Source organism: Pandoraea bronchicola, from assembly GCF_902459805.1.
GTDB lineage: Bacteria > Pseudomonadota > Gammaproteobacteria > Burkholderiales > Burkholderiaceae > Pandoraea > Pandoraea bronchicola.
On the sequence record NZ_CABPST010000002.1, the window covers coordinates 506,647 to 532,929 of the forward strand.

General features: G+C 62.6%; 22 protein-coding genes and 4 tRNA genes. 16 read left to right on the forward strand and 10 right to left on the reverse strand.

Going from position 1 to position 26,283, the window contains the following annotated elements:
• Window positions 1–117 precede the first annotated feature (117 nt).
• From PBR20603_RS06410 to PBR20603_RS06420, 3 genes are read left to right on the forward strand one after another with little or no spacing between them, the layout of a single operon-like run.
• The gene (locus PBR20603_RS06410) at window positions 118–1,425 is read left to right on the forward strand and encodes an O-acetylhomoserine aminocarboxypropyltransferase (RefSeq protein ID WP_150558695.1); all 1,308 of its coding nucleotides are present in this window, start codon (window positions 118–120) and stop codon (window positions 1,423–1,425) included.
• Window positions 1,422–2,237 (forward strand): alpha/beta fold hydrolase, encoded by an 816-nt coding sequence (locus PBR20603_RS06415; RefSeq protein WP_150558696.1) that lies wholly within the window; start codon window positions 1,422–1,424, stop codon window positions 2,235–2,237. The genes PBR20603_RS06410 and PBR20603_RS06415 overlap by 4 nt, the downstream gene beginning before the upstream one ends.
• Before the next feature lie 32 nt (window positions 2,238–2,269).
• Window positions 2,270–2,593, forward strand: a complete 324-nt coding sequence (locus PBR20603_RS06420) for an Mpo1-like protein (RefSeq protein ID WP_150558697.1) — start codon at window positions 2,270–2,272, stop codon at window positions 2,591–2,593.
• Here PBR20603_RS06420 and PBR20603_RS06425 read toward each other — a convergent pair.
• Window positions 2,583–3,923: a YihY family inner membrane protein gene (locus tag PBR20603_RS06425; RefSeq protein ID WP_246174421.1), complete on the reverse strand. Its 1,341-nt coding sequence runs from the start codon at window positions 3,921–3,923 to the stop codon at window positions 2,583–2,585. The two genes, PBR20603_RS06420 and PBR20603_RS06425, sit on opposite strands and share 11 nt — an antisense overlap.
• Before the next feature lie 156 nt (window positions 3,924–4,079).
• Here PBR20603_RS06425 and wrbA point away from each other — a divergent pair, with 156 nt between their 5' ends.
• From wrbA to PBR20603_RS06475, 10 genes are all read left to right on the forward strand, one after another.
• Window positions 4,080–4,667, forward strand: coding sequence for an NAD(P)H:quinone oxidoreductase (gene wrbA / locus PBR20603_RS06430; RefSeq protein WP_150558698.1), 588 nt, complete (start codon window positions 4,080–4,082; stop codon window positions 4,665–4,667).
• A 67-nt stretch (window positions 4,668–4,734) separates the two neighbouring features.
• The gene (locus tag PBR20603_RS06435) at window positions 4,735–5,184 is read left to right on the forward strand and encodes a DUF2069 domain-containing protein (protein WP_150558699.1); all 450 of its coding nucleotides are present in this window, start codon (window positions 4,735–4,737) and stop codon (window positions 5,182–5,184) included.
• 69 nt (window positions 5,185–5,253) lie between these two features.
• The gene (locus PBR20603_RS06440; RefSeq protein WP_150558700.1) at window positions 5,254–6,675 is read left to right on the forward strand and encodes an FAD-binding oxidoreductase; all 1,422 of its coding nucleotides are present in this window, start codon (window positions 5,254–5,256) and stop codon (window positions 6,673–6,675) included.
• Window positions 6,676–7,313: 638 nt separating this feature from the next.
• On the forward strand, window positions 7,314–7,694 hold the full coding sequence (locus PBR20603_RS06445) for a hypothetical protein (protein WP_150558701.1): 381 nt from the start codon (window positions 7,314–7,316) through the stop codon (window positions 7,692–7,694).
• A 198-nt stretch (window positions 7,695–7,892) separates the two neighbouring features.
• Window positions 7,893–8,414, forward strand: a complete 522-nt coding sequence (locus PBR20603_RS06450; protein WP_150558702.1) for a MerR family transcriptional regulator — start codon at window positions 7,893–7,895, stop codon at window positions 8,412–8,414.
• Window positions 8,415–8,455: 41 nt separating this feature from the next.
• Window positions 8,456–10,033, forward strand: a complete 1,578-nt coding sequence (locus PBR20603_RS06455) for an MFS transporter (protein ID WP_150558703.1) — start codon at window positions 8,456–8,458, stop codon at window positions 10,031–10,033.
• 75 nt (window positions 10,034–10,108) lie between these two features.
• Window positions 10,109–10,960, forward strand: a complete 852-nt coding sequence (locus PBR20603_RS06460) for a M90 family metallopeptidase (RefSeq protein ID WP_150558704.1) — start codon at window positions 10,109–10,111, stop codon at window positions 10,958–10,960.
• A 186-nt stretch (window positions 10,961–11,146) separates the two neighbouring features.
• Entirely contained in the window at window positions 11,147–11,413 is a 267-nt protein-coding gene (locus PBR20603_RS06465) for a type B 50S ribosomal protein L31 (protein WP_042116510.1), read from the forward strand.
• Window positions 11,414–11,720: 307 nt separating this feature from the next.
• Window positions 11,721–13,451, forward strand: a complete 1,731-nt coding sequence (locus PBR20603_RS06470) for an ArnT family glycosyltransferase (RefSeq protein ID WP_150558705.1) — start codon at window positions 11,721–11,723, stop codon at window positions 13,449–13,451.
• A gap of 12 nt (window positions 13,452–13,463) precedes the next feature.
• The gene (locus PBR20603_RS06475; protein ID WP_150558706.1) at window positions 13,464–14,816 is read left to right on the forward strand and encodes an MATE family efflux transporter; all 1,353 of its coding nucleotides are present in this window, start codon (window positions 13,464–13,466) and stop codon (window positions 14,814–14,816) included.
• A gap of 38 nt (window positions 14,817–14,854) precedes the next feature.
• Here the strand turns inward: PBR20603_RS06475 and PBR20603_RS06480 are convergent, their stop codons facing one another.
• Window positions 14,855–15,433, reverse strand: coding sequence for a hypothetical protein (locus PBR20603_RS06480; protein ID WP_246174423.1), 579 nt, complete (start codon window positions 15,431–15,433; stop codon window positions 14,855–14,857).
• A 187-nt stretch (window positions 15,434–15,620) separates the two neighbouring features.
• On the opposite strand from PBR20603_RS06480, the gene PBR20603_RS06485 reads away from it, so the two are divergent.
• Entirely contained in the window at window positions 15,621–16,535 is a 915-nt protein-coding gene (locus PBR20603_RS06485) for a LysR substrate-binding domain-containing protein (protein ID WP_150558707.1), read from the forward strand.
• Between the two features lie 289 nt (window positions 16,536–16,824).
• Complete coding sequence (gene gudD / locus PBR20603_RS06490) at window positions 16,825–18,153, forward strand: glucarate dehydratase (RefSeq protein WP_150558708.1); 1,329 nt, start codon at window positions 16,825–16,827, stop codon at window positions 18,151–18,153.
• 240 nt (window positions 18,154–18,393) lie between these two features.
• Here gudD and PBR20603_RS06495 read toward each other — a convergent pair.
• The 7 genes from PBR20603_RS06495 to PBR20603_RS06525 all read right to left on the reverse strand — a co-directional run bounded on the left by PBR20603_RS06495 (window position 18,394) and on the right by PBR20603_RS06525 (window position 23,544).
• Window positions 18,394–18,470, reverse strand: a tRNA-Asp gene (locus tag PBR20603_RS06495).
• Window positions 18,471–18,569: 99 nt separating this feature from the next.
• Window positions 18,570–18,646 (reverse strand) — tRNA-Asp (locus tag PBR20603_RS06500).
• 98 nt (window positions 18,647–18,744) lie between these two features.
• Window positions 18,745–18,820, reverse strand: a tRNA-Glu gene (locus PBR20603_RS06505).
• 164 nt (window positions 18,821–18,984) lie between these two features.
• Window positions 18,985–19,060 (reverse strand) — tRNA-Ala (locus tag PBR20603_RS06510).
• A gap of 185 nt (window positions 19,061–19,245) precedes the next feature.
• Window positions 19,246–21,402 carry a polyribonucleotide nucleotidyltransferase gene (gene pnp / locus PBR20603_RS06515; RefSeq protein WP_150558709.1) on the reverse strand — a complete coding sequence of 719 codons (2,157 nt, stop codon included), beginning with the start codon at window positions 21,400–21,402 and terminating at the stop codon, window positions 19,246–19,248.
• A 303-nt stretch (window positions 21,403–21,705) separates the two neighbouring features.
• The gene (rpsO, locus tag PBR20603_RS06520) at window positions 21,706–21,975 is read right to left on the reverse strand and encodes a 30S ribosomal protein S15 (protein WP_150558710.1); all 270 of its coding nucleotides are present in this window, start codon (window positions 21,973–21,975) and stop codon (window positions 21,706–21,708) included.
• A gap of 294 nt (window positions 21,976–22,269) precedes the next feature.
• Window positions 22,270–23,544, reverse strand: coding sequence for a branched-chain amino acid ABC transporter substrate-binding protein (locus PBR20603_RS06525; protein WP_150558711.1), 1,275 nt, complete (start codon window positions 23,542–23,544; stop codon window positions 22,270–22,272).
• Window positions 23,545–23,695: 151 nt separating this feature from the next.
• On the opposite strand from PBR20603_RS06525, the gene PBR20603_RS06530 reads away from it, so the two are divergent.
• Complete coding sequence (locus PBR20603_RS06530; RefSeq protein ID WP_246174424.1) at window positions 23,696–24,274, forward strand: hypothetical protein; 579 nt, start codon at window positions 23,696–23,698, stop codon at window positions 24,272–24,274.
• A gap of 105 nt (window positions 24,275–24,379) precedes the next feature.
• Here PBR20603_RS06530 and PBR20603_RS06535 read toward each other — a convergent pair whose 3' ends face one another.
• Window positions 24,380–25,924 carry a 2-isopropylmalate synthase gene (locus tag PBR20603_RS06535; protein ID WP_150558712.1) on the reverse strand — a complete coding sequence of 515 codons (1,545 nt, stop codon included), beginning with the start codon at window positions 25,922–25,924 and terminating at the stop codon, window positions 24,380–24,382.
• Window positions 25,925–26,283 lie beyond the last annotated feature (359 nt).

Here is a 26,283-nt window from a genome sequence, read left to right on the forward strand (position 1 = left end):
CGGGTTGCAACGCCTGTCGGCGCGCACGAAGGTGGTGCTAGGATTGCCGTATACGTAAAGTCCGCATCACAAGTCAGTGCCAGTCAACGTCAAGCCAACTGCGAGGTCCTCTCCGACATGTCACTACCGCACTTCGACACACTCGCCCTGCACGCCGGGGCGGCTCCCGACCCGGCCACCGGGGCGCGCGCCACCCCGATCTATCAGACCACGTCGTTCGTCTTCTCCGATGCCGACCAGGCGGCTGCCCTCTTCAACATGGAACGCGCGGGGCACGTCTACTCGCGCATTTCCAACCCGACCAACGCCGTCTTCGAAGAGCGCGTGGCGGCATTGGAAAATGGCGCTGGCGCTATCGCGACGGCGAGCGGTCAAGCCGCGCTGCATCTGGCCATTGCCACGCTGATGGGTGCGGGCTCGCACATTGTGGCATCGGGCGCGTTGTACGGTGGCTCGCACAATCTGCTGCATTACACGCTGCGCCGTTTCGGCATCGAGACCACGTTCGTCCGCCCCGGCGATCTGGATGGCTGGCGCGCGGCTGTGCGTCCCGAAACCCGGCTGTTCTTTGGCGAGACGCTCGGCAACCCGGGGCTCGACGTTCTCGACATTCCCCAAGTCGCGCAAATCGCTCATGACGCGGGTGTGCCCCTGCTGGTCGATAGCACGTTCACCACGCCCTGGCTCATCCGACCCTTCGATCATGGCGCCGATTTCGTGTATCACTCCGCCACCAAGTTCCTCGGCGGTCACGGCACGACCATCGGCGGCGTTCTGGTCGACGGCGGCACCTTCGATTTTGAGAGAAGCGGCAAATTCCCCGAGTTGACCGAGCCGTATGACGGATTCCACGGCATGGTGTTCTCGGAAGAGAATTCCGTCGCGCCGTTCCTGCTGCGCGCGCGGCGCGAAGGCCTGCGAGACTTCGGCGCCTGTCTGCATCCGCAGGCGGCGTGGCAACTGCTGCAAGGCATCGAAACGCTGCCGCTGCGCATGGCCCGGCATGTGGACAATGCTCGCCGGGTAGTGGCGTTTCTCGCGGGCCATGAGGCCGTTGCGAGCGTGGCCTATCCCGAGCTGCCTTCGCATCCCGATTACGCATTGGCCAAACGTCTGCTGCCGCGTGGCGCGGGCGCGGTGTTCAGCTTCAACCTCAACGCAGACCGTGCCGCAGGCCGTCGCTTCATCGAGTCGTTGCAACTCTTCTCCCATTTGGCCAACGTCGGAGATGCACGCTCGCTCGTCATTCATCCCGCCTCCACGACACATTTCCGTATGGACGCCGCAGCACTCGCAGCCGCCGGCATCGGGGAAGGCACCGTACGCCTGTCGATCGGCCTGGAAGATGCCGACGACCTGATTCAGGATCTCAAGCGCGGCCTGAAGGCTGCAGTCAAATCGTCATCCAAGGGGCCAGCCCGATGAACTTCGACATCGCAGGCAATAACGTCTACGCGTACACGGCCGGCAAGTCGATCGATCCCGGGCAGCCAACGGTCGTCTTTCTGCATGGCGCGCAGCACGATCACAGTGTGTGGGGGTTGCAGAGCCGATATCTTGCACATCACGGTATGAACGTACTCGCGCTTGATCTGCCGGGCCATCATCGCAGCACGGGCGCGCCCCTGAAGACGATTGGCGAAATGGCCGACTGCGTGGTTGCCGTGCTTGACGCCGCCGGCGTGGGCAACGCCACATGGGTTGGACACAGCATGGGGTCGCTGATTGCGCTCGACGCCGCTGCCCGTCATCCCGAGCGCGTGTCGCGCATTGCCCTCGTGGGCACCTCATACCCCATGAAAGTCTCGGACGTCCTGCTTAACGCCGCTGCCGAGCGTGAGCCCGAGGCCATCGCCCTTGTCAACGCCTGGTCGCACAGCACGCTCGCTGCCAAACCCTCCGCCCCCGGCCCGGGTTTCTGGACGTGGGGCGGCAATCAACGGTTGATGGAACGGGTGTCGCAGCGCAATCCCGCCAAGGTGTTTCTCACCGACTTCGAGGCATGCAATCGCTACGATCAAGGGAGCGAGGCGGCCGCGCGCGTCAGATGCCCGGTGCTTGCAGTCTTGGGACAGCGCGATCAGATGACGCCGCCCCGCGCAGCGCAAGCGCTGCTCGACGCCCTGCGCGAGGCCGGCGCGCCAGTCACTGTGGAGCTCGTGAATGCGGGCCACGCGATCATGACGGAGCAGCCGGACGCCCTGCTCGATGCCCTCGTGAAATTCATGCGACACTGAGCCCGTCACCTTCGCCAACGAGGAGGCTTGCCATGCGAGAGACGCACGATGCCGCACCTACGTTTCACCGGTTTGCGGACTTTTACCCGTTCTATCTCGGTGAGCACCGCAACCCCGTCTGCCGCCGTCTGCATTTCGTCGGCTCGTGGGGCGTGATCGCCTTGGTGGTGACGTTTGCCGTGACAGGCAACCCGTGGTGGTTGCTCGCCGGCGTCGTCTGTGGCTATGCATTCGCGTGGGTGGGCCATTTCTTCTTTGAGAAGAACCGGCCCGCCACGTTTCGCCACCCGCTCTACAGCTTGATGGGCGACTGGGTCATGTTTCGGGACATTTGCCTGGGGCGCATCAAGCTCTAGCGTTCTGGCGGCCCCCAGGCCCTTCGTGCCTCTCATGATCGTCGCGGCGCCCTGCCTCAGCCTCGCCCGGCGCGCCGGCACTGTCTTCATCGGAGGTGACGTCGCGCGGTAATGCATCGGCGAGGGGCGCGTCCCATCTGCCTTCGCGCAGCATCTCGGCGACATGTGCGCCATCGAGCGCCTGGCGCTCCATTTGCCGTGCCAGTTCGTTGACGTTGAGCGCAAGTTGCGCAACCAGTGGCGCCAGTGTCGTCGTATGCAGGTTTGCAAGCAGCAACCAACGTTCGGCCGGCGGCTGCATCGTCAGCCGACCGACCCAGCCCATACGCTCGAGCCGTGTGAGCAAGTCGCCGGCATGATCGAGGCTTGTGCGCATCTCGCTCGCCAATTGCGCCATCGTGCGTCCGTTGCCACCTTGCTCCCTATCCTGATTGAGTAGATGGATGAGCGTCAGACCATCGAGCAGGTCGCTTCCCGGAAACCGGGGATATTGAAAATGGCCGAGGCGCAACGCAGGCAGCGCAGACGTAATCGTCGCGCCGACCAGCGCTACCAGCCACGACAGGTAAATCCAGAGCAGGAAGATCGGCACCGCCGCAAATGCACCGTACACCGCCGTATAAGTCGGGAACTGGCGGATGTACATGCCGAAACCGCGCTTGGTCAAATCGAAAGCCAGCGCCGCCACAACGCCGCCGGCCAGTGCGTCACGCCAATCCACCTTGCAATTCGGCATGTAGAGATACATGAGCATGAAGGTCAGGCTGGTCAGCGCAAGCGGAATCAGGCTGAGCAGCGATGCCACGGCAGGCGGCAGCGTGCTCACCAGCGACATCGATTGCGTGAAGACATACGAGCTGATCGACAGGCTCACGCCGAACAGCAGCGGCCCGAGCGTCAACAGACTCCAGTAAATGAGCAGACGCTGCGCAAGCGGCCGCGGACGCGGCACACGCCAGATCACATTGAACGCCGATTCGATCGTCATTAACGTGAGCACGGCCGTCACCAGCAAGCCGATCAGACCGTACGCCGTCAGGCTTTTCGCCTTCGACGCGAACTGGTTCAGGTAGTTGAAGATCTGCGCATTGACGCTCTCGGGCATCAGATGCTCAAGCAGGAACCCCTGCAAAGCGTCGCGAAACGAATTGAAAATCGGGAAGGCCGTGAACAGCGCGAACGTCACGGCAAAGAGCGGCACGATCGACAGGATCGAGGTGAACGTCAGACTACCCGCCACTTGCGGAATCCGGTCGTCTTGAGCCCGCGCAAGCGCGTATCTCAGCAGTTGGCGAACGTTGTTCCAGTTGATGCGGGACAGATTGAGCAAATCGGGCTCCTGAGTCAGTACGCTGGCACGGCAGGCGCTCGCCCAAGCCGTTACGCCAATAGGAACGCCCTATAATACCCGCACTTTTCGCTCGCTTTTCACCCAAGCCCCAAGGCTGCTGCGGGTTTATCGCCTTGCCTCAGCCGATTCGACTTCATGACTGAAATTCTCGTCCTGTACTACAGCCGTCACGGCACCACCGCACAGCTCGCCCAATGCATCGCAGCCGGTATCGACAGCGTGCCCGGCGCGCAGGCACGAGTGCGCACCGTTCCCGCCGTCTCGACCGTGTGCGAAGCCAGCGCGCCGGACATTCCGGACAGCGGTCCGCCATACGTCGAACTGCGCGATCTCGAAGAGTGCGCCGGACTCGCGCTCGGGTCACCCACGCGCTTCGGCAACATGGCGGCCGCACTGAAGTACTTTCTCGACGGCACGACGCCGCAATGGCTCTCGGGAGCCCTTGCCGGGAAACCGGCCTGCGTGTTTACGTCCAGCGCGAGCCTGCATGGCGGCCAGGAGAGCACATTGTTGTCGATGATGATTCCGTTGCTGCACCACGGCATGTTGCTCATGGGCCTGCCCTACACGGAGCCCGCCCTCTCGAGCACACGCACCGGCGGCTCGCCTTACGGCGCCACGCATTTCGCCCATGACGGCAACCCGCTCTCCGCTGACGAACGTCAGTTGGCGTCAGCCCTCGGCGCACGGCTCGCACGCGCGGCCGCCAAGCTGGCAGAATAAGGATCTGCGCCCCCCATTCACGTGAAGCACGCCCCTGCGCAGTAGTTCCGGCCTACGAGACAAGCCCATGACTGCCACACCGCCCGACCTGCCCCAAGGCGCCGATGCCCGCAACGCGCACACGCCGCCCCGAACGCCCGCCTCGCCGCACGGCGCGCAGGCGCTGCGCCGGGTGAGCATTGCCAGCCTGCTGGCGTTGATTGCGCTGTCGGTTGCGTGGGAATTGTGGCTCGCACCGCTGCGCCCCGGCGGCTCGTGGCTGGTACTCAAGGCGTTGCTCCTGCTGCTGCCGTTACGCGGCGTGTTGCGCGGCAATCTTTATACGCTGCAGTGGTCGAGCATGTTCATCCTGCTGTTTCTTGCAGAAGGCGTGGTTCGTGGCATGTCGGATACCGGCCCGTCGGCCTCGCTCGCATGGATCGAGACGGCACTGTCGCTTGTGTTTTTCCTCTCGACGATCTTTTATCTGCGGCCATTCAAGCGGGCAGCGAAAGCCCATACCGCAGCAGCACGATAGCCCAGTGCCTCATCGGCGCCCCACGTTGCGATATCGCAAACTGCACAAACGGCGCGAAGCCCCTCTGCCATGAACAACGCTCCTTTTCTCACTGCGTGTCGCGACCTGCTGGGCCGCGACCACGTTCTGCTCGAGAGCGCCGATACCGACGCCTACCTCATCGACCAGCGCAAGCGCTACACGGGGCACGCCTTGGCTGTGCTGCGTCCTGCCGACGCTGCGCAGGTCGCCGCACTCGTGCGTCTGTGTGTCGCGCATGCCGTGCCGATGGTGCCGCAAGGCGGCAACACGGGCCTCGCTGGCGGCGCAACCCCCGATACGAGCGGGCATCAGGTCGTCATCAGTCTGCGTCGTCTCGACCGCATCCGGCAAGTCGACGCCGAGAACATGACATTGACCGCCGAAGCCGGCTGCCTCCTGGCCAATGTGCAGGCGGCGGCGGCAGCGGCGCAGCGGCTGTTCCCGCTGAGCCTGGCGGCAGAAGGCAGTTGCACCATCGGCGGCAATCTTGCGACGAATGCGGGCGGCACCGCCGTCTTGCGGTACGGTAACGCGCGGGAGCTATGCCTCGGACTCGAAGTGGTCACCCCGCAAGGCGAGCTTTGGGATGGACTGCGCGGGCTGCGCAAGGACAACACGGGTTACGACCTGCGCGATTTGTTCATCGGCGCGGAAGGCACACTCGGGCTGATTACCGCCGCAACGCTCAAACTCTTCGCGCAACCCGCCGCCCGCATGACGGCGCTCGCCGCGCTCGACAGCCCGGCACAAGCCCTCGCGCTGCTGAATCTGGCGCAACGCATGGCAGGTCCGCTGCTGACAGGCTTCGAGTTGATGTCGGCCTTTTGCCTCCAACTCGTGGCGCAGGTTTTTCCGCAGCTGCGCTACCCGTTTGCCCAGCCCTGCGCACAAGCCGTGCTGCTTGAACTCTCAGACAACGAGAGCGAGGCCCATGCCCGCGATCTGCTGGAGCGACTGCTGAGCGCCGCCGTCGAACACGGCATCGTTCGCGACGCCATCGTCGCGAACAGCCTCGCCCAATCGAACGCGCTCTGGCATCTGCGCGAGAGCATCCCGCTCGCCCAGTCGGCGACGGGGCTCAACATCAAACACGACATCGCCGTGCCGGTATCACAAGTGCCCGCATTTATCGAGGCCACCGACCCGATCGTTCAGCGCATTGCGCCCGGCGCACGCATGGTGACATTCGGTCATCTGGGCGACGGGAATCTGCACTACAACGTCATGGCCCCCGAAGGCGTCGATCCCGCCGCGTTCCTCGGTCAGTATCAGACGAGTGTGACCGCCGCCGTGCACGACAGCGTGCATGCGCATCACGGCACCATCAGCGCGGAACACGGCCTCGGGCAACTCAAGCGCGATGCCTCGGCACAGTACAAGTCTCCCGTCGAACTGAAACTGATGCGTACGCTGAAAACCGCCTTCGACCCGCTCGGACTGATGAATCCGGGCAAGGTGCTGCCGGATTGAGTACCGTCGGTTGCCATCGATTCGGACCGCGGCCGGGGAAAGCCGACGAAAAATCACAAAAACACATCAAAATCAGAAGAAATGTCGTCAATTTCGCGACAAAACGCCGCAAAATCCCGGCATTTTCTTTACAAATGCGCCTCAAATCCCTAAACTGACGTCTTTCCAATTACGACGGAGTTTTCCGTGGGCAGTTGCTCTAGTAGCACGCAAGCGTCGGCAATGTCCGGCGAGGCGTTGGCCCGGTAACCCGCAGTCGTCACCGACTGCCGCTGCCGGTCTTCATGCCGCAGCGGTAGTGCATTGATCGCATCGATTCCTGAAGGCCTCGCGCCGTCAGCGAGCTCACGAGGCGATCCCGTTTTTCCGCACCCCTGACCGCAGTTCAGCGATTGAAGGATGTGTTCACACATCCGGAACATGGCACGTTTGGCACATCTGTTTGACGCTGCGTCGATTCGTCGGCAGCGCACAGCGTGCAAAGCCTGCCGACGCTTGCGTCGAATTCATGCATCGTCTTGCGCGTCGTGCGCGCTTCGTGCGTCCTTACCGACCATGAAGTCTGCGCGAAGCCCATCGCTGTGCGTCGCCAAGCCCCCGGCATCCGCCGTCCCAGGCCCTTGATTCAGGAGGACACCATGACGCTGCACATGCTCATCCCTACGCTGTTCGATCGCGCCCGCGCCCGGCTGACGCCCGCGTCGAGTGCGTCGAACCCCGTCACCACGCCGGCCGATCGACTCGCATCGCCGCAATACCGGCTCGTCGTGCTCACGCTTGCCTCGAAGGCGGACGCCATCGACGCCAAGGTGCGCCACGCCCTGCGTTCCCAGAAGCTCATGCCAGAGACGGCCACCCGCCTCGAACGCTCGGGGGGCTACCTGCTCGAACTCGACTATGTGCTGCGTTGTGAACGCAGCCGTCGCGCGGTGCTCGTCCACCTTGTCTCGACGCTCGGCGATACGCCGGGGGTCCGCGCCATTCGCTGGGAGACAGCCCCGAATCTGGCCGCGCGCTGACGGCACGCCGAGACGCCGCCAAACCGCAACGGCCTTCGGCCCTGCCGGCACAGACGCTCCCTCGTCAGCGCCGGCAGGGCCGATGTTTTTTTCCGTCTCCACAATGCGCGAGTATCGACCTCGCGATGCACCCAAACCTATACGTTCACGTACATGTTGTGCTAGCATTCGGTTCATCTTCCGATCGGAGGCACGTCCATGCCCACAGATCCCGCCGCCTCTTCAGCCACGCAAACGCCGCCCGGTGGCACTCACCTGCTGACCGTCGGTCAGGCCGCCGCAGCGCTTGGCGTGACGGCACGCACGCTGAAGTATTACGAGGAACTGAATCTCGTCGTGCCGGCACGCAGCGGCGGACGTTATCGCATGTACACCGAGGCGGATGTCGCAACGTTCGGGCGCATTCTGCGCATGCGCTCACTCGGCTTCTCGATCGCCGCGATCACGGAGATGCTCAAGCGCCCGATGCGCCTGGTCGAATCCGGCAAATCGCGCATGAACGAGGAAGATCTGCAGGTCGTTCGCGACGCCCTTGACTCGCAGCTCGGCACGTTGCGCGAGCGAACCGCGCAAGTGCGTCGCGAATTGCGTGAGGCGGAAAAGCTCGAAACGCAAATTCAGCACGACCTGCAATACATCGAACAGCGCCTTCGCGGCGTGCCGGCAGACGAACTGCTGGCCGAGCGCGCCGCAAGAATCCGCAAGCACGCGCCCTCCTGACGCCACGCCAGCCAACGAACTTCGCCCTCCCGTCGCTCGTCATGACCTCCGCCGCTCCGCCGACCGGTTCCGCCGCATCGCCCCCATCCGACCCGCTGCGGCCGATGCGTATCGAGGCGTACCGCTACGCGCTCGGCCTGATCCCGGGGCTCGAGTTCTTCGAGAACGCGCTGCTTGTCTACTTCGCCGTCTACGTCTCGGGCGGCGTGGACGCATCCCCCAAAGAATTCGTGTGGATGACGACCGCCTACGGCATTGCGTCAGTCCTCGCCATTCTCAAGCAGCAATGGTTCGTCGAACGCATCGGGTATCGGCGGTATCTGACGGCGTCACTGCTGCTTTACGCCTGCGGGGCCATCCTCGCGGGGACGAGTGAAAGCGTGGCACAGCTGGTGATCGCCCGGGCCTGCCAGGGCTTTTGTGCGGGAAGCTGGATGAGCTCGTGCCGCATCCTCGCGCAAGTGAGCGTACCGCCAGAGCGTCGCGGCAAGACCGTGCAGACGTTTGCCCTGCTACTGTTCACCGGCTCGGCCGCCGCCCCGCTCATCGGCGGACTGCTCGTCTCCGAATACACCTGGCGCACGCTGTTCCTGTGCACCGCACCGCCCGCCGTGCTGCTCGCGGGTCTGGCCTGGTTCTCTGTCCCCGACGTGGGTCGTCTGCGCGATCGCGTCACCGGTGGCAGCTACCCATTCGCGCCGTTCATGGCATTTGCGCTGGCGATGGGCGCATTTCAGGTCGTGCTTCAGGAGATGCGCTACTCGCTGTGGCTGCAAACGCCGTGGTTGCCGCTGCTGACGGTTGCGGGCGTGGGCGCCCTTGTGTGGTTCGGCTATCACCAGTGGCAACATCCGACTCCGTTCATCCGCCTGCAATCGCTACGCCGACGGGAGTTTCAGGTCGGACTGGTGCTGTACGCCGCTTACTACTATCTGGCGAACACACAAAGCTATCTGATGCCGCGCATGCTCGAGCAAGGGCTTGGCTTCACGGTCGAGCGCACCGGCCAATTGCTCGGCTATTCCGCGCTGCTCACCGTCTTGCTGCTGCTGGCTTACTTTCGCGTCGCCAGGTTCATTACGCACAAGAAGCTGTTGATCGTAAGCGGTTTCGCGATGACCATCGCCACCAGCCTGTGGCTCGGGGCCATGCCGCCCAATGCCGGTCAATCGCAGCTCTATGGCGTTCTCGCCCTCAAGGCCGTGTTCGGCATCTTTACCGTGCTGCCGGTCGCCAACCTGACATTTCGCACCTTCGATCACGAGAGCTTCGTGCATGGCTACCGGCTGAAGAACATCCTGCGCCAGTTGTCCGGCTCGTTCGCCGTGTCAACCATCGTGGCGTTCGATCAGCATCGCGAAGCGCTGCACCGCACTCGCCTGACGGAAGCGGCCAATCCGTTCAATCCGATCTTCACGCAGACGCTCGACACCCTCGCCAATGCACTTACGCATGCCGGCGTTGCGGCCTCGCAGGCACACGGCGCCGCACTCGCCCAAATCGCCCAGATGATTCAGCGGCAGGCAGCCTTCCTGTCGTTCATCGACGACTTTCACTTCATTGCCATCGTCGCGCTGTGTGGTGCGATCTTTGCGGCAATTCAAAAGCAGCTAAATTAGAATCGATGCGCTACTAGTGCACGAATGCGCCGCGCGATCCGTCGCCGCGGCGTCTAATTTCCGTCTACGTTCGTCATGCTCAAGACCCTGCTTGCCCGCCTCCGGCTTTCGCCCCCGCGCCCGGCCATCGGCGACGCCCTCTGGTATGAGGTCGTGAACGCGCTGCCATTCCTCGCGCGCCGCAGCCCGGCCGAGCTGGACAAGCTCCGCGGACTCGCAAACGATTTTCTGTCCCGCAAGCACTTCTCGACCGCACACGATCTGCCGCTGACCGAAGCGATGTGCGTGTCGGTGGCCGCGCAGGCCTGCCTGCCGATTCTCAACCTGCCGAGCGCGTTGTATCGCGGATGGACGGGCATCGTGCTGTATCCGGGCGAGTTCCTGATCCGCAAGACCGTGCAGGACGAGGCTGGCGTGGTCCACGACGTCGCGCAGGAAGCGAGCGGCGAAGCCTGGGAAGGCGGTCCGGTGGTCCTGTCATGGCAGGACGTGCAGGCAAGCGATGTGCTGGCGTACAACGTCGTGATCCACGAGTTCGTCCACAAGCTGGACATGGAAGGCGGCGACGCAGACGGCGTGCCGCCGATGCTGCGGCGCCTGCATGGCGATTTGACGCCGCAAGCCTGGTGCGATGTCTTCGACCCTGCGTACGAAGAGTTCTGCCACCACGTGGCGAATGTCCCCGATGCCCACTGGGATGCCTTCGCCTCGACATCGCTCCTCGACCCCTACGCCAGCGAGCACGAGTCGGAATTCTTCGCGGTGTGTGCCGAGGCATTTTTTGTCGCCCCGGAGGCTTTCCGCGACGAGTATCCGGCCCTTTACACGCTGTTTTCCCGATATTTCCTGCAAGATCCGGCAGCGGCGCCCGGCACTGGCGGCAGGCCCAGGACCGGCGCGCCTCCCGCGCCCGCCACAACCCCATGAAAACTTTGCGAAAGTCATTGTTTTCATGGCATAATGCGCGTTTTACTCACCCGGAAAGTGGTTGACGCCTTCCCAGTCGCATGACAGTGACGGCGTTAGCGGGCCAACGGGGCGCCTTCTGGGGCAATCAACCCAGGCGAACGTCCTCCCGCGCAGACTGGCTACCGACTTAACCCAAGGTACATCATGAAAGAAGGCATCCACCCGGATTACCGCGAAGTCCTGTTCCGTGACATGACGCCCGGCGTCGACTTCGAATTCATCACCCGCTCGACGATCCACACCAAGGAAACCGCCGAGAAGGATGGCAAGACCTACCCGCTCGTGAAGATCGAAACGTCGTCGGCTTCGCACAACTTCTACACCGGCGAACAGCGCATCATGGACACGGCTGGCCGCGTCGACAAGTTCCGCCAGAAGTTCGGCAACCGCGCCGGCGGCAAGGTCGCCTAAGTTTTTCAGGCGACGCGCCAAACAACGCAATGCGGGGCCCGGCAGACACTGGCGGGCCAGCGCATCAGGGTCAACACCCCAGCGTTGCAGAAAGCATCGGAAAGGGGCAGCTCAGGCTGCCCTTTTTTGTTGGGTCTGGCCTGCGCCACCACACCGGTTACTGTCATACTGTCGGCTTTTCCGGTTTCCCTGCGTTTTCCCGTAGCGTTGCCCAGAGTTTCGCCCCAGGCTTCACCCCAGAGCCAGTCCCGGCTCACTCCCTGAGTCTTCCCGATCCGGCCGCCGTGCCGGTCCTGTCGTCCGGCCTATGAAACGAGTTCGCATCACCGCCTCCGCCACCAGCGCGCTACCGCGTTCGCTGCTGATCGCCATTTGTGTCATCTATGTGCTGGCGGGGTTGTTCGGTCGCGACCCGTGGAAGAACGAAGATGCTGCCGGCTTCGGCGTCATGTGGACGATGGCGCACGGCCAGTTGTCCGACTGGTTGCTGCCGAACATCGCCGGAAAACCCATCTACGACAGCGGCCCGCTCGTCTCGTGGCTCGGTGCGCTCGCCATTCGCGCGTTCTCGTGGCTCGACGCGCCCGACGCCGCGCGCATCGTCACCGGCCTTTGCTTCTACATCACCTGCACGTTCCTCTGGTACGGCACCTACCTGCTTGGCCGCCGCCCGGAAGTGCAACCGTTCAAATATGCGTTCGGCGGCGAACCCGAGCCGCGCGACTATGGCCGCACGCTCGCCGACGGCGCGCTGCTGATTCTGCTCGCCTGCTTCGGACTGGCGGAACGCGGCCATGAAACGACATCGGCCGTCGGACAGCTCACGCTCATCTCGATGGCCATCTACGGTCTCGTGCGCAGCCTCGACAAGCCGCGCCAAGGCGCCGTGTGGTTCGGGCTCGCGCTAGGTGGCATGGCGCTCGCGTCGTCGCCGCTGATGACACTCTCGCTCTGGATCGCCGGCATCGCGACCGCCGTGGTGTGCCGGGCCCTGCCCTTGCGCATGTTGCTGCTGATCTCCACGCCGATCACGCTGCTCATCGCCTGCACGTGGCCACTCGCTGCCCTCAAATTTGCGGACGGCGCGCGACGCTGGCTCGGCGAATGGGCAGATATTGGCGTAGACGCATTCAGCGGCCCAACGCTGAACTCGCTCAGCTATATTGCCAAGAACCTTGCCCTGTTCGCCTGGCCCGCATGGCCGCTCGCCGCGTGGTCGCTGTACTCGTGGCGCGGCATGCGGCGGGCACCGCACATCGCGATCGCCCTGGCATTTACCATCGCGATTCTTGTCCTGATCGTGCTGCAGGCACATCAGGGCAACCAGCTCTTCATGCTCGCGTTGCCCGCGCTGTCCATCATTGCCGCCTTCGGCCTGCCCACACTCAAGCGCGGCACGGTCAACGCCATCGACTGGTTTGCCGTGCTGTCGTTTACCGTGCTGGCCGGCTTCGTCTGGATCGTCTGGCTGGCGGGCATTACCGGTTTTCCGGCGTCGACGGCGCGCAACCTCCGGCGCCTTGTCCCCGGCTTCGAACCCGAATTCAGTTGGATCACGCTATTCAGCGCCCTGCTCGTGACGGGCGCCTGGGTCGCGCTGGTGGCGTGGCGCGTATCGCGCAGCCCGAAGGTGCTGTGGCGCAGTGTGGTGTTATCGTCCGGCGGCACCACCCTCATGTGGGTGCTGCTCATGACGCTCTGGTTACCGGTCGTCAACTACGGCAGAACGTACCGCGACGTGGCCGCACAGATTGCCTCGCATCTGCCGGCGGATTACACCTGCATTCGCACAGCACGGGTGGGTGACGCTCAGCTCGCATCGTTCGCCTACTTCGGCAAGATGCGCTTCGGCTCGGCCAACGACGATTGCGACGTGCTGCTGCGTCAGGACTCGCAGGATTACAGTGAGCCGCTGTCGCTCGCACCGTATGAATGGCGCCAGCTTTGGGAAGGCCGACGTGCGGCTGACCGCGACGAGCGCTTCCGCCTCTATGTATTGCAAGAGCGTCCGTGGCGTCGCGCCGCACGTCCGCGCTAATCGCCTCGCGCCATGTGGCATGACATCAAACGCATTGCCGGGCTGGCCTGGCCGGTTCTGATCGGCCAGTTGGCCGTCATCGCCTTCGGGGTGATGGACACGGCGATGGTCGGCCGCGCATCGGCGTTCGATCTCGCGTCGCTCGCGCTCGGCGGGTCGATCTACATCACCGTGTATGTCGGCCTGATGGGTATTCTCGTCGCGCTCTCCCCGATTGTGGCGCAGCGCTTTGGCGCGGGCGAGCGTCAAGCCATTGGCGAAGAAGTTCGTCAGGCGTTCTGGCTCGCCTTGTTCCTGGCCTTGCCGGGCTTTCTCCTCCTGTCGCATCCGCAGTTCATTCTGCAACTCTCCGAAGCGACACCCGAACTCGAAGCCCGCGCGAGTGCCTATCTGGAAATTCTGGCGTTCGGTCTGCCCGCCGCCCTGCTCTTTCGCGTGTACTCGTCGCTGTCGACGGCCGTGGCCCAGCCTCGCATCGTCATGATCATTCAGGTGACAGGGCTTGCGCTGAAAGTGCCGCTGAATCTTGCGCTGATTTACGGCGTCGAGCGGTTGGGGATTCCGGCGCTGGGCAGTACAGGCTGCGCCATCGCAACGACCGCCATCAACTGGGTGTCGTGCGCGCTGGGACTCATGCTGATGGCACGTCATGCGACGCTGCGCGAGTTCGGCATCTTTACCCGATTCTGCTGGCCGCACTGGCGGGCCATTCGCGCGCTGCTCAAGCTGGGTGTGCCGATGGGGCTGAGCTATCTGATTGAGGTGACGGCTTACTCGTTCATGGCAATTTTCATCGCTCGCCTGGGCGATGTAACGCTCGCCGGCCATCAGATCGCCGCAAACCTCGGCGCCCTCATGTACATGCTGCCGATGTCGATTGCCATTGCCACGGCAACCCTCACCGCGCAGGCCATCGGTTCGCGAGACTTCCCGCTGGCACGTCTGATCGGACGCCGGGGAGTCGAGTTTGCCGGCACGCTGGGCCTGGCACTGGCCGCCCTCATGTGGTTCTGCCGCCCGTTGATTCTTGCGGCTTACACCTCCGATCCGCAGGTCGCCATGGTCGCCACGCCCTTGCTGGCCATCGTCGCGTTCTACCATGTGTTCGACGCCCTGCAAGTGAATGCCGTTTTCGTGCTGCGCGCATGGAAGGTGGCGATCGTACCGACCATCATCTATGCGGTATCGCTTTGGGGCGTCGGCCTGGGAGGCGGGTATGTACTGGGCTTCGACGTCGGGGGTCTGACACCCGCGTGGTTGTATGGCGCAGCAGGCTTCTGGTTCGCCAACACCGCGAGCATCGCCATCGCCGCCGTCGGTTTGCTGCTCTATCTGCGCTGGGTGGTGCGGGTCAAGGTGCAATGACGCCGCGGGTCATCCAGGCAGCAACGCCATTCGTCAGACTATTGCGAGGGGTTTGCGCCACCCTTGAGTGATGTGTCGATGCCGGCAAAGAAGCCGTCGTAAACATCGCGCTCCAGCACCGTCTCCGTGCGGGCGTCGCCGTTGCTGTCCCAGACCGTGCGGTCGAAGCGTACACGCACCAGCAGCCCCCTCACCTCCCCCGCAGGACGCACCGCGACGATGGCAGCGAGGCGCTCATGATCGGGCTTGGCCGGCAGGCCGCCGATACGCGACTTCAACGCACCGCGCAATATCTCCCGCCACTTCGGCACCAACACCGTATGGCGTTCCGCTTCGACAACCTCAGTGTCCCGATCGACCGTCACGGGAGCGAAGCCTTGTTTCGACAGGGTGGCCGCAATGGCGTCGAGCATCTGCGCGGAGGTCGATTCCGCGAACCGGCGGTCACGCAGCGACCTGAGCGTTTCACGCTGGGCATCGGTAAGATCAACGCTCACCTGCCGTGAACTGTAGCGAAACAGTTGCCCCGCGCTGCCGGTTTCCCGTTCATTCGCCGGCGGGCCAGCACATGCGCCAAGCGCCATCACAACCCCCAGCGCCGCAATCAGAACTGACAAAGGGGCAGGCGGCAAAGGGGCAGGCGGCAAAAGGGCAATGAAAGCAATGTGAAGACGCATAAGACAAGACGACGAAGGCGCAAGCAAGGTCAGAGAGATAAAGTGCGCTCCTATAATAGGAACCCGCGTCGTCAGCGACAAACGAGTAATTTTTGCCAACGTATTAGCCGTTCTTCAAGGTTCCACCATGCGCCGATTGCCACCGCTCAATGCCCTGCGCAGCTTCGAAGCCGCCGGTCGCCTGAACAGCCTGACGCTGGCAGCCGAAGCGCTTAACGTGACACAAAGCGCCGTCGCTCAACAGATCCGGGTACTCGAAGATTTCCTGGGGCAAAAGCTCTTCGAGCGCGACGGCCGGACAATTCGCCTCACGGTTCGCGGACGTCACTACTGGACCGATGTTTCCGCCTGCCTGGGTCGGCTCACCGAGGCGACCGAGCAGATGCTGAACCCAACCGCAGACATGCCATTGCGCGTGAATGCGTCGACGTCCTTTCTGCACACCTGGCTGCTTCCGCGACTCCCACGCTTTCGCGAGACGCATCCGGACATCCCGGTCGAGATTGTCGCGACACCGGATCACAACGTCGTTCATCTGGACGACACGAGCGATATCGTTATCCGACGCTACACGCCGGAGTTGCGCCGGCGCGGCTTCACCAGCCACCCCTTGATGCGCAACGAAGCCGTGGCGGTGTGTGCACCCGCGCATCCGATGCGGGCAACGCTGCATGCGCCGGCCGACCTGCTCGGCGCACCGTTGCTGCATTACGCAGGGATGCCGCAAGCGTGGCAGTACTGGTTTCACTGCGCCGAGGTCAACGTCAGCGAAACCTTGCGCGGCACGTTCTTCGACGAATTCCTGCTGTCGCTGCGCGCCGCCGTGAGCGGTCTCGGTGTCTGTCTCGCGCCGCGCGGGGTCGTACGCCACGAACTGGAAAGCGGACAACTCGTCACACTGTTCGACGACAAAGTCACCCTCGAGGGCCCGCCGTATCACACGCTATGCCGGGAGACGGACAAGACGCCGCGCCTCGCAACGTTCATAGATTGGCTTCAGCACTGCGTCGATCCACAAGACCGCCCGCAGATCCCCGCGTGACGCAAGAGCGCCTCCATCGGTGGCACGCGGTTTCAGGCTATCGGGCCTGAACTTGAACGATCCGGGTCCCGCAGATCACGTGTTGTACGACAACATATGGTCAACTATTGCGAATGTGCCCCTCACCGGCAGCGGTCGCCCAACTCGATAAAATTCAGCCGCCATCACGAAAACGGGTAAACCCGCAAAGGCATTCGCAAGAACTTTCCATAGAATGTTGTCTGACGACATACAACAAATTGCATGTCACGAGACGCCTTTCCTTTGGTCTGATCTACGCCCACCTGCCATGAACCGAACCCCCATCGTTACCGATCTGCGCGTTGTTCCCGTCGCTGGCCGCGACAGCATGCTGCTGAACCTGAGCGGCGCGCACGGCCCCTTCTTTACGCGCAACCTGATCATCCTTCGGGACAGCGCCGGTCACACGGGCGTAGGCGAGGTGCCCGGCGGCGAAGCCATTCGCAAGACACTTGAAGACGCACGTCCCTACGTGGCGGGCCAGTCGGTCGCGAACATTCAGGCAATTCTCGGGAAGATACGACGCGTTTTCGCTGATCGCGATTCAGGTGGGCGCGGGCTGCAGACGTTCGATCTGCGCACGACCATTCACGCAGTGACGGCACTCGAAGCGGCATTGCTCGACTTACTGGGCCAGCATCTTGAGGTGCCGGTGGCGGCATTGTTGGGCGAAGGACAGCAGCGCAGCGAAGTCGCCATGCTCGGCTACCTGTTCTTCATCGGCGATCGCCGCGCCACCGACCTGCCGTACGCAGACAATCACACCGCGCGCGACGAATGGGAAAGCGTGCGCACGGAAGCCGCCATGACGCCCGATGCCGTTGTGCGTCTCGCTGAGGCCGCCCACGCTCGCTACGGCTTCCAGGACTTCAAACTCAAAGGCGGCGTGCTCGATGGCGATGCCGAAATCGAAGCAGTTACGGCGCTCGCCAAGCGTTTCCCGCAGGCACGCGTGACGCTCGACCCGAATGGCGCATGGTCGCTTGCCGAGGCGGTGCGACTATGCCGCGACAAGCACGACGTGCTCGCCTATGCCGAAGACCCCTGCGGCGCGGAGAATGGCTATTCCGGCCGTGAAGTCATGGCCGAGTTTCGACGCGCCACAGGCCTGCCAACGGCGACCAACATGATTGCGACGGACTGGCGTCAGATGGGCCACGCGATTCAATTGCAGTCGGTCGACATCCCCTTGGCCGATCCGCACTTCTGGACGATGCAGGGCTCCGTACGCGTCGCGCAAATGTGTCACGACTGGGGGCTGACATGGGGCTCACACTCGAACAATCACTTTGACGTCTCGCTCGCGATGTTCACCCACGTGGCGGCAGCAGCCCCCGGCAGGATCACCGCCATCGACACGCACTGGATCTGGCAAGACGGCCAATACCTCACCAGGAATCCGTTGCAAATCGTGGGCGGCAACGTTCAGGTGCCAACCCTGCCGGGCCTCGGTGTCACGCTCGACATGGAGGCGGTAGAAGCCGCTCACGCCCTATACCTCGAACACGGCCTCGGTGCGCGCGACGACAGCGTCGCCATGCAATACCTGACTCCAGACTGGAAATTCGATCCGAAGCGACCTTGCCTCGTGCGCTGACCTGGCAGATTCAGGGCGTTGCGGCTGAAACATCTGCCTCGCCCTGCTATCGCAAGATCACAATGCATATGAATTGCGAATTCCTCAAAAATAGCGCGAAAATTCCGCACGCATTGTTGAAGCGACATCAATAGGAATGACAACCGTATCGGAGCGCTCTGAAAGCCCCATTGCAAGGCCTCGAAAGACGAGCGTCGAGAGATAAAAAAAGCCCAGGCATCAGCCTGGGCTTTCTTCGTTTGGCGGAGCGGACGGGGCTCGAACCCGCGACCCCCGGCGTGACAGGCCGGTATTCTAACCAACTGAACTACCGCTCCAAACTTGCTGCAGCATTGTGATGTGACTCACTTTGCTTTCCTGCTAGTTGTCCGGCATTGCCGCGTTTTCACGCGCATATTACCGAACTTCGTAGGTTTTGGCGGAGCGGACGGGGCTCGAACCCGCGACCCCCGGCGTGACAGGCCGGTATTCTAACCAACTGAACTACCGCTCCAAAACCGACAAAAAAACCCGCCTAACTTTCAGCGGGCTTTACGCCACCAACTGCTTGGCATTTTCAAACTGATACCGACTCGCTACCGGCACCAATTCTGGCGTCCCCTAGGGGATTCGAACCCCTGTACTCACCGTGAAAGGGTGATGTCCTAGGCCTCTAGACGAAGGGGACAAAATCGTCAAAACTTTGTCTGTTTCGCTTTACTGCATTTCGCGAAGAACGCCATTCTAAACAACATTTCTTCGCTTGTGAAGCTTTATTTTCAAGTTTTTTGCATCGTTTTTGCAAGAATCTTGCTCGTCCGACACAGCCTGAAAACCAAGCCTCTGAATCCGTGGTGGAGGTAAGCGGGATCGAACCGCTGACCTCTTGCATGCCATGCAAGCGCTCTCCCAGCTGAGCTATACCCCCCGAACAGAGAAATGAAATTCTAATGACAAACCCATTTCCTGTAAATACCCTTCTCGCATTTTTTCCGCATTATTTTGCCGATCCGTGCGATGGATAAAAAAACGGCGACTCCGAAGAGCCGCCGTTTTTCCTCGGCTTGGCGGCGCACCCAAGGCACACCGCCAGGCGTCATGCCGACACCGGAATTACTGGGCGTCGCCTTCGCGCTTGACCAGCGCCGGGCCACCCTGCTTCTCTTCGTCGGTGAGCGCCTTGTGCGACAGGCGCAGACGGCCCTTGTCGTCCTGCTGGATCACCTTCACGCGTACCGGCTGACCTTCCTTCAGGTACTCGTTGATGTCCTTGATACGCTCGTTGGCGATTTCGGAGATGTGCAGCAAACCATCCTTGCCCGGCAGCACCGAGACAATCGCGCCAAACTCGAGCAGCTTCAGCACGGTGCCGTCGTACACCTGACCGACTTCGACTTCCACGGTGATCAACTCGATGCGACGCTTCGCTTCGGCGATACCCTCAGCGCTCGGGCTGGCGATCGTCACCACGCCGTCATCCGAGATATCGATGCTCGTGCCGGTTTCTTCCGTCAGTGCGCGGATCACCGAACCACCCTTGCCGATCACGTCACGGATCTTTTCCGGGTTGATCTTGATGGTGACCATGCGCGGCGCGAATTCCGACAGCTCCGTACGCACGCCCGACTGGGCTTGCGTCATCTTGTCGAGGATATGCAGACGGCCTTCCTTGGCTTGTGCCAGGGCGACCTGCATGATTTCCTTCGTGATGCCCTGGATCTTGATGTCCATCTGCAGTGCGGTCACGCCATTCGACGTACCGGCCACCTTGAAGTCCATGTCGCCCAGGTGATCTTCGTCGCCGAGGATGTCGGTCAGCACGGCAAACTTGTTGCCATCGAGAATCAGGCCCATCGCGATACCGGCGACCGGCGAGGTCAGCGGCACCCCCGCGTCCATCATGGCGAGGCTGCCGCCGCACACCGATGCCATCGACGACGAACCGTTCGACTCGGTGATTTCCGACACCACACGCACGGTGTAGCCGAAATCATCGGCACCCGGCAGGCACGCGACGAGTGCGCGCTTGGCCAGACGGCCGTGACCGATTTCGCGACGCTTGGGCGAACCCACGCGGCCCGTTTCCCCCGTCGAGAACGGCGGGAAGTTGTAGTGCAGCATGAAGCGATCGCGATACTCGCCTTGCAGCGCGTCGATGATCTGCTCATCGCTCTTGGTGCCCAGCGTGGCCACCACGAGCGCCTGCGTTTCGCCGCGCGTGAACAGTGCCGAACCGTGAGCACGCGGCAGAACACCGGTGCGGATCGAGATCGGACGCACTGTGCGCGTGTCGCGGCCGTCGATACGCGGCTCGCCAGCCAGAATCTGGCTACGCACGATCTTGGCTTCCAGATCGAACAGGATATTGCCGACTTCGATGTCGTCCGGCGCGGCTTCGCCCTTGGCGCTCGCAGCTTCAGCCAGCTTGGCGATGACGTCGCTGTTCACGGCACGCAGTTGTTGCGTACGCGCTTGCTTTTCACGCGTCTGGTAAGCGGCGCGCAGCGGGCCTTCGGCCAGCTCGGTCACTTGTGCGATCAGCGCATCGTTCTTGGCAGCCGGCGCCCATTCCCACTCGGCCTTGCCGCCGTCACGCACGAGGTCGTGAATGGCGTTGATCGCCGTTTGCATTTGCTCGTGACCGAACACCACCGCGCCCAGCATCACGTCTTCCGGCAGTTCCTGTGCTTCCGATTCGACCATCAGCACGGCTTGTTCCGTACCGGCGACGACCAGGTCGAGCTTCGACTTGGCGATCTGCTCGCGCGACGGGTTGAGCACGTACTGGCTGTCGACATAGGCCACGCGCGCAGCGCCGACCGGGCCGTTGAACGGCAGACCCGAGATCGCCAGTGCGGCCGAAGCGCCAATCAGGGCCGGGATATCGGCCGGCACTTCCGGGTTCAGCGAGACGACCTGCACCACGACCTGGACTTCGTTGTAGAAGCCTTCCGGGAACAGCGGACGGATCGGACGATCGATCAGACGCGACGTCAGCGTTTCGTTTTCCGACGGACGGCCTTCACGCTTGAAGAAGCCACCCGGGATCTTGCCGGCGGCGTAAGTCTTTTCCAGATAGTCGACGGTCAGCGGAAAGAAATCCTGACCCGCTTTGGCCTTCTTGGCGCCAACCACCGTGGCCAGCACGACGGTATCGTCCATGTCGACGAGCACAGCACCGGATGCCTGACGGGCAATCTCACCGGTCTCCATGCGAACCGTGTTTTGTCCCCATTGGAAAGACTTCACGACTTTATTGAACATTTGCACTCCTATATCGAATCGCGCGAATGCAGCAGCGGCGCGATATCGCTGCCGGGGTGATCCCGACGCCTTACAGGGGGGAGTGTTATGCCATTCCAGCGTTGCTCGGCGCGTTGCCGTGCGTGTCAGAGGCGACCCTGGAATGACACAAGCCCTGCTTGCCGACGAGGCCCCGTACTCCGGGAACCCGGCACAACGGCCAGGTTGACGGCCTGAAAGACGTCCTCATGACATTCTTCAGGCAGCGCCCAAAAACAAAATGCCTGCATCAGCACGCTGATACAGGCATCTCGTCGCAATCGTAATCGCTTACTTACGCAGACCCAGCTTCTCGATCAGGGCACGGTAGCGGTCCGCATCCTTGCCCTTGAGGTAATCGAGCAGCTTGCGGCGGCGGCTCACCATGCGCAGCAGACCGCGGCGGCTGTGGTGATCCTTCATGTGTGCCTTGAAGTGCGGCGTCAGTTCGTTGATGCGCGTGGTCAGCAACGCAACTTGCACTTCGGGGGATCCGGTATCGTTGGCGGCGCGGGCGAATTGCGCCACGACGTCCGACTTCTTGGTGTTTGCGACAGTCATTTGATTTCCTTTGGATACACGCGGTCACGGAAGAAAGGCCGTGCCGTGAACTTACAAAAACACGCGCGGCGTTGCCGCACATAAACAAAACTGCAAGTGCGCGATTATACGGGAGTTAGTATCCAGGCGCCACATTTTTCCACGCTTCGCCGCCTCGGGTGGGGCTGACCGCCAGATTCTGGCATCGAAAACCAGGAAATTTTCGAAACAATCGGAAGCGTTTCGACCGATTATTCGGAAAAATACGACAAATTGACGTCCAGCCCATCCAGCGCCCTCCTCCGCCCCGCCTTGTCAGCGCTGGCGAGCCATCCGGCAGGTACTGGGCAGCGACACCTTGCTCGCGGGCAATTCCATCACCGTCTTGAATCCGAAGCCCGAGCCTTCGTTGTCGAACTTCACACCCGGCTCCCCCGCGCGGCGCATGACGGAGACATACAAGGGCTCGATCATCTGATGATCGTTCGGGCGCATCCAGGCATCTGCCGGGGCCTCACGAACCCGGCGATTCTCGAGCGCACGCGCCACTGTCGTCACGTCGATCGTGCCAGCCTGCTCAAGCGCGGCGGCAATCATGTCGATCATCACGCTCATGCGCAGCAGCGGATAGTCGTCGCGCGCCTCGGGATACCGTGCACGAAACGCCTTGTAGAACGCGTCCGACGCCTCGCCACCCACGTTCGGATGCCACTCGGCCACGGCATACACCCGTCCCACGCCCGCCTCGCCCAATGCCGCCGGCGCGCCGAGCGCATTGCCGTAGAACGTGTAGAACTTGAGCTCCATCCCCTGCTCACGAGCCGCCTTGACGAGTAGCGTCAGATCGTTGCCCCAACTCCCCGTCACGACCGTATCGGCACCCGCTGCGCGAATACGCGCGAGATAAGGCGTGAAATCCTTGACGCGCCCGACCGGGCTGAACTGCTCGCCCACGATCTGGATGTCCGGACGCTTCGCACCGATCATCTGACGGGCCAGCCCTGCGACCTGCCGGCCGAAGCTGTAATCCTGGTTCAGCAGGTAGACCTTCTGGATGCTCGCGTCGTCCCTGATGGCTTCGGTCAGCGCCTGCATACGCATGGCAGCGTTGGCGTCGAACGCAAAATGCCAGAAGCTGCACTGCTCGTTGGTAAGCGCCGTGTCGACGGCCGAGTAATTGAAGAACAGCATGCGCTGTCCCGGTTCGCGGGCGTTGCGTTTGTTCACGGCATCGATCAGCGCCGACGCGACGGCCGAGCTATTGCCCTGCAAGACGAAGGGAATACCGAGATCGCCGGCGGCCTTGAGCTGCACCAGACTATCTTCGACACTCCCTTTGCTGTCGAACACCGTCAACTCGAGCGGATGGGCGCCATCGCGCAACTTCACCCCGCCGCGCGCGTTCACGCGGTCGATGGCGAAGCGCAAATTACGCTCGACCATGGCGCCGGCATTGCCGAAAGGACCGCTCATCCCCTCAATGAGGGCGAGGCGGATCGGCGGCGCCGCTTGCGCAAGACCGGCCGCTGCCAACAGGCCGACAGCGCATAACACCGCGCACGAGCGCGCCAGCAAGACTTGAACTTTCATCGAGGCCCCATTGACTGTTTCGGCGCGAATCATAACGTCCCGGTCCCCACGCGGCAAGCCGAGACGCCCCGCGATGAGGCACACAGCAGTATGCTATGGGCATGCCGCTCTGCGGCCGTTTCCGCCATTTCTCACTGACGCGAGGCCATCCATGAAGCATTCGACCCGGGCACGCGCGGGCATCGCTATCCCGAAAACTTCCACCGCATCCGGGACAATACGCCCCGTCGCGGCACTGCGCTGGTTCGCGGCCGGCGCACTCGCCCTGTCGCTGAGCGCCTGTTTCACGCCCCCGTGGCAGCAATTGCCGCCGAGCGCGTCGCAGGCCGACGTACAGGCCCGACTCGGCAAGCCCAAAGAGGTCTACCCGCTCGCCCCGGGCGTCACTCGCTGGCTGTACCCGACCAAGCCGTTCGGCGAAGAGACCATCGCTGCTGACTTCGACGCCCAAGGCCGCCTGCTGGGTACCACGCAAGTGCTCTCGACGCCGGAGTTCAACAAGGTCGAAATCGACAAGTGGACGAAAACCGACGTGCTGCATCACTTCGGTGAGCCAGTCGAGACGTCGTACTTTCCCCGCATGAAGCGTGAAGTCTGGACCTACCGCTTCAAGCAGGACGACGTCTGGTTCTCGATGATGAACTTCTATTTCGACCCTGACGGTATCGTCAAAACGACGCAGGTCAGCCCCGATCCGCTTCACGAGAAGCGCGACAACAACATGTTCTGACGTCGCATCAGGCGCCGCCCGAAATAAAACGCCCGCACGCCGGACTTCCGGATGCGGGCGTTTCGTCAGATACCGCGGCTATCAATGCGATCGCCGCAGCGTCCATTACGGCGTGAGTTGCGGGTTGAGCTTCTCAGCCTTCGAATACAGCTTGTTGAGCGCCGACAGATACGCTTTGGCCGATGCCGCCACGATATCCGGGTCCGTGCCCACGCCGTTCACAATGCGCCCGGCCTTCGACAGACGCACCGTCACCTCACCTTGCGATTGAGTGCCGGTCGTGATCGCGTTGACCGAGTACAGCAGTTGCTCGGCGCCGCTTTGCACCTGCGACTCGATGGCGTTGAGCACGGCGTCAACCGGGCCGTTGCCTTCGGCTTCGCCGACCAACTCCTTACCCTGCGCAGTGAACACCACACGAGCACTCGGACGCTCGCCCGTCTCGGAATGCTGCGCCATCGACACGAGATAGAAATGCTCGCCGCCTTCGGCCTGCGCTTCGTTCGAGACGATGGCCAGAATGTCCTCATCGAAGATCTCGGACTTCTGGTCGGCCAGCTCCTTGAAGCGGGTGAACGCGGCATTAACGTCCTGCTCCGACTCCATCTCGATGCCCAGTTCCTGCAGACGCTGCTTGAACGCGTTGCGGCCCGAGAGCTTGCCGAGCACGATCTTGTTGGCGGTCCAGCCCACATCTTCCGCACGCATGATCTCGTAGGTGTCGCGCGCCTTGAGCACGCCGTCCTGATGGATGCCCGAGGCGTGGGCAAACGCGTTCGCCCCCACCACCGCCTTGTTCGGCTGCACGCTGAAACCGGTGATCTGCGAGACGAGCTTCGAGGCCGGAACGATCTGCGTCGTATCGATGCCCAGCTCCAGACCGAAGTAATCCTTGCGGGTCTTGAGCGCCATCACCACTTCTTCGAGCGACGTATTGCCGGCGCGCTCGCCCAGACCGTTGATCGTGCACTCGATCTGACGCGCACCGCCCAATTTCACCCCCGCGAGCGAGTTCGCCACCGCCATGCCGAGGTCGTTGTGGCAGTGAACCGACCAGACGGCCTTGTCCGAGTTCGGCACACGCTCGCGCAGCGTGCGCACGAGCTGACCGTAGAGTTCCGGCACGCCGTAGCCGACGGTATCGGCCACGTTGATGGTCGTCGCGCCTTCACTGATAACGGCTTCGAGCACGCGGCACAGGAAATCCAGGTCCGATCGGCTACCGTCTTCCGGCGAGAATTCGATGTTGTCCGTGAACTGACGTGCATACCGCACCGCGAGCTTCGCCTGTTCGAACACCTGATCCGGGCTCATGCGCAGCTTCTTCTCCATATGAAGCGGCGACGTGGCGATGAACGTGTGAATACGCGACGAGTTCGCCCCCTTTAGGGCCTCGGCGGCACGGGCGATATCACGATCGTTGGCGCGCGCGAGCGAGCAGACGGTGCTGTCCTTGACGATGCCGGCGATGGCCTTGATGGCCTCGAAGTCGCCATTCGAGCTGGCGGCGAAGCCCGCTTCGATGACGTCCACACGCAGACGCTCGAGTTGGCGGGCAATACGAATCTTCTCATCGCGCGTCATCGACGCGCCCGGCGACTGTTCGCCGTCGCGCAGGGTCGTATCGAAAATGATCAGCTTATCGGCCATGACTTTCTCCTGTGGGGATCTCGTAGGGTTCGGTTTGTTCTTGATGTGTTGAGGCGGCGCATCCGCGTGCCGAAGGACACCTTTGCACCAGAGGCCTTCCATCATGGCGCACGCCGCACAGGCCGAGGATCGTCGTACGGGCGGGCAACTACCGGGAGGAAATCAGCGCGCGACGCGCTTGCGGGCATGCCGGCCTGCAAGCGGGAAAGCTGCAGAGCGGCATAGCGTTGGCGGTGCGAGAGGAAGGTCCGAAGCCGGGGTGACGCCTTAAATCATGAGCGCCAATATAGTCGCAATCGGGTGATTTCGCAACGCGCGGTGCGGGCCGCAAGGCGCATGCCGACGGGCGTGTGCAGGCA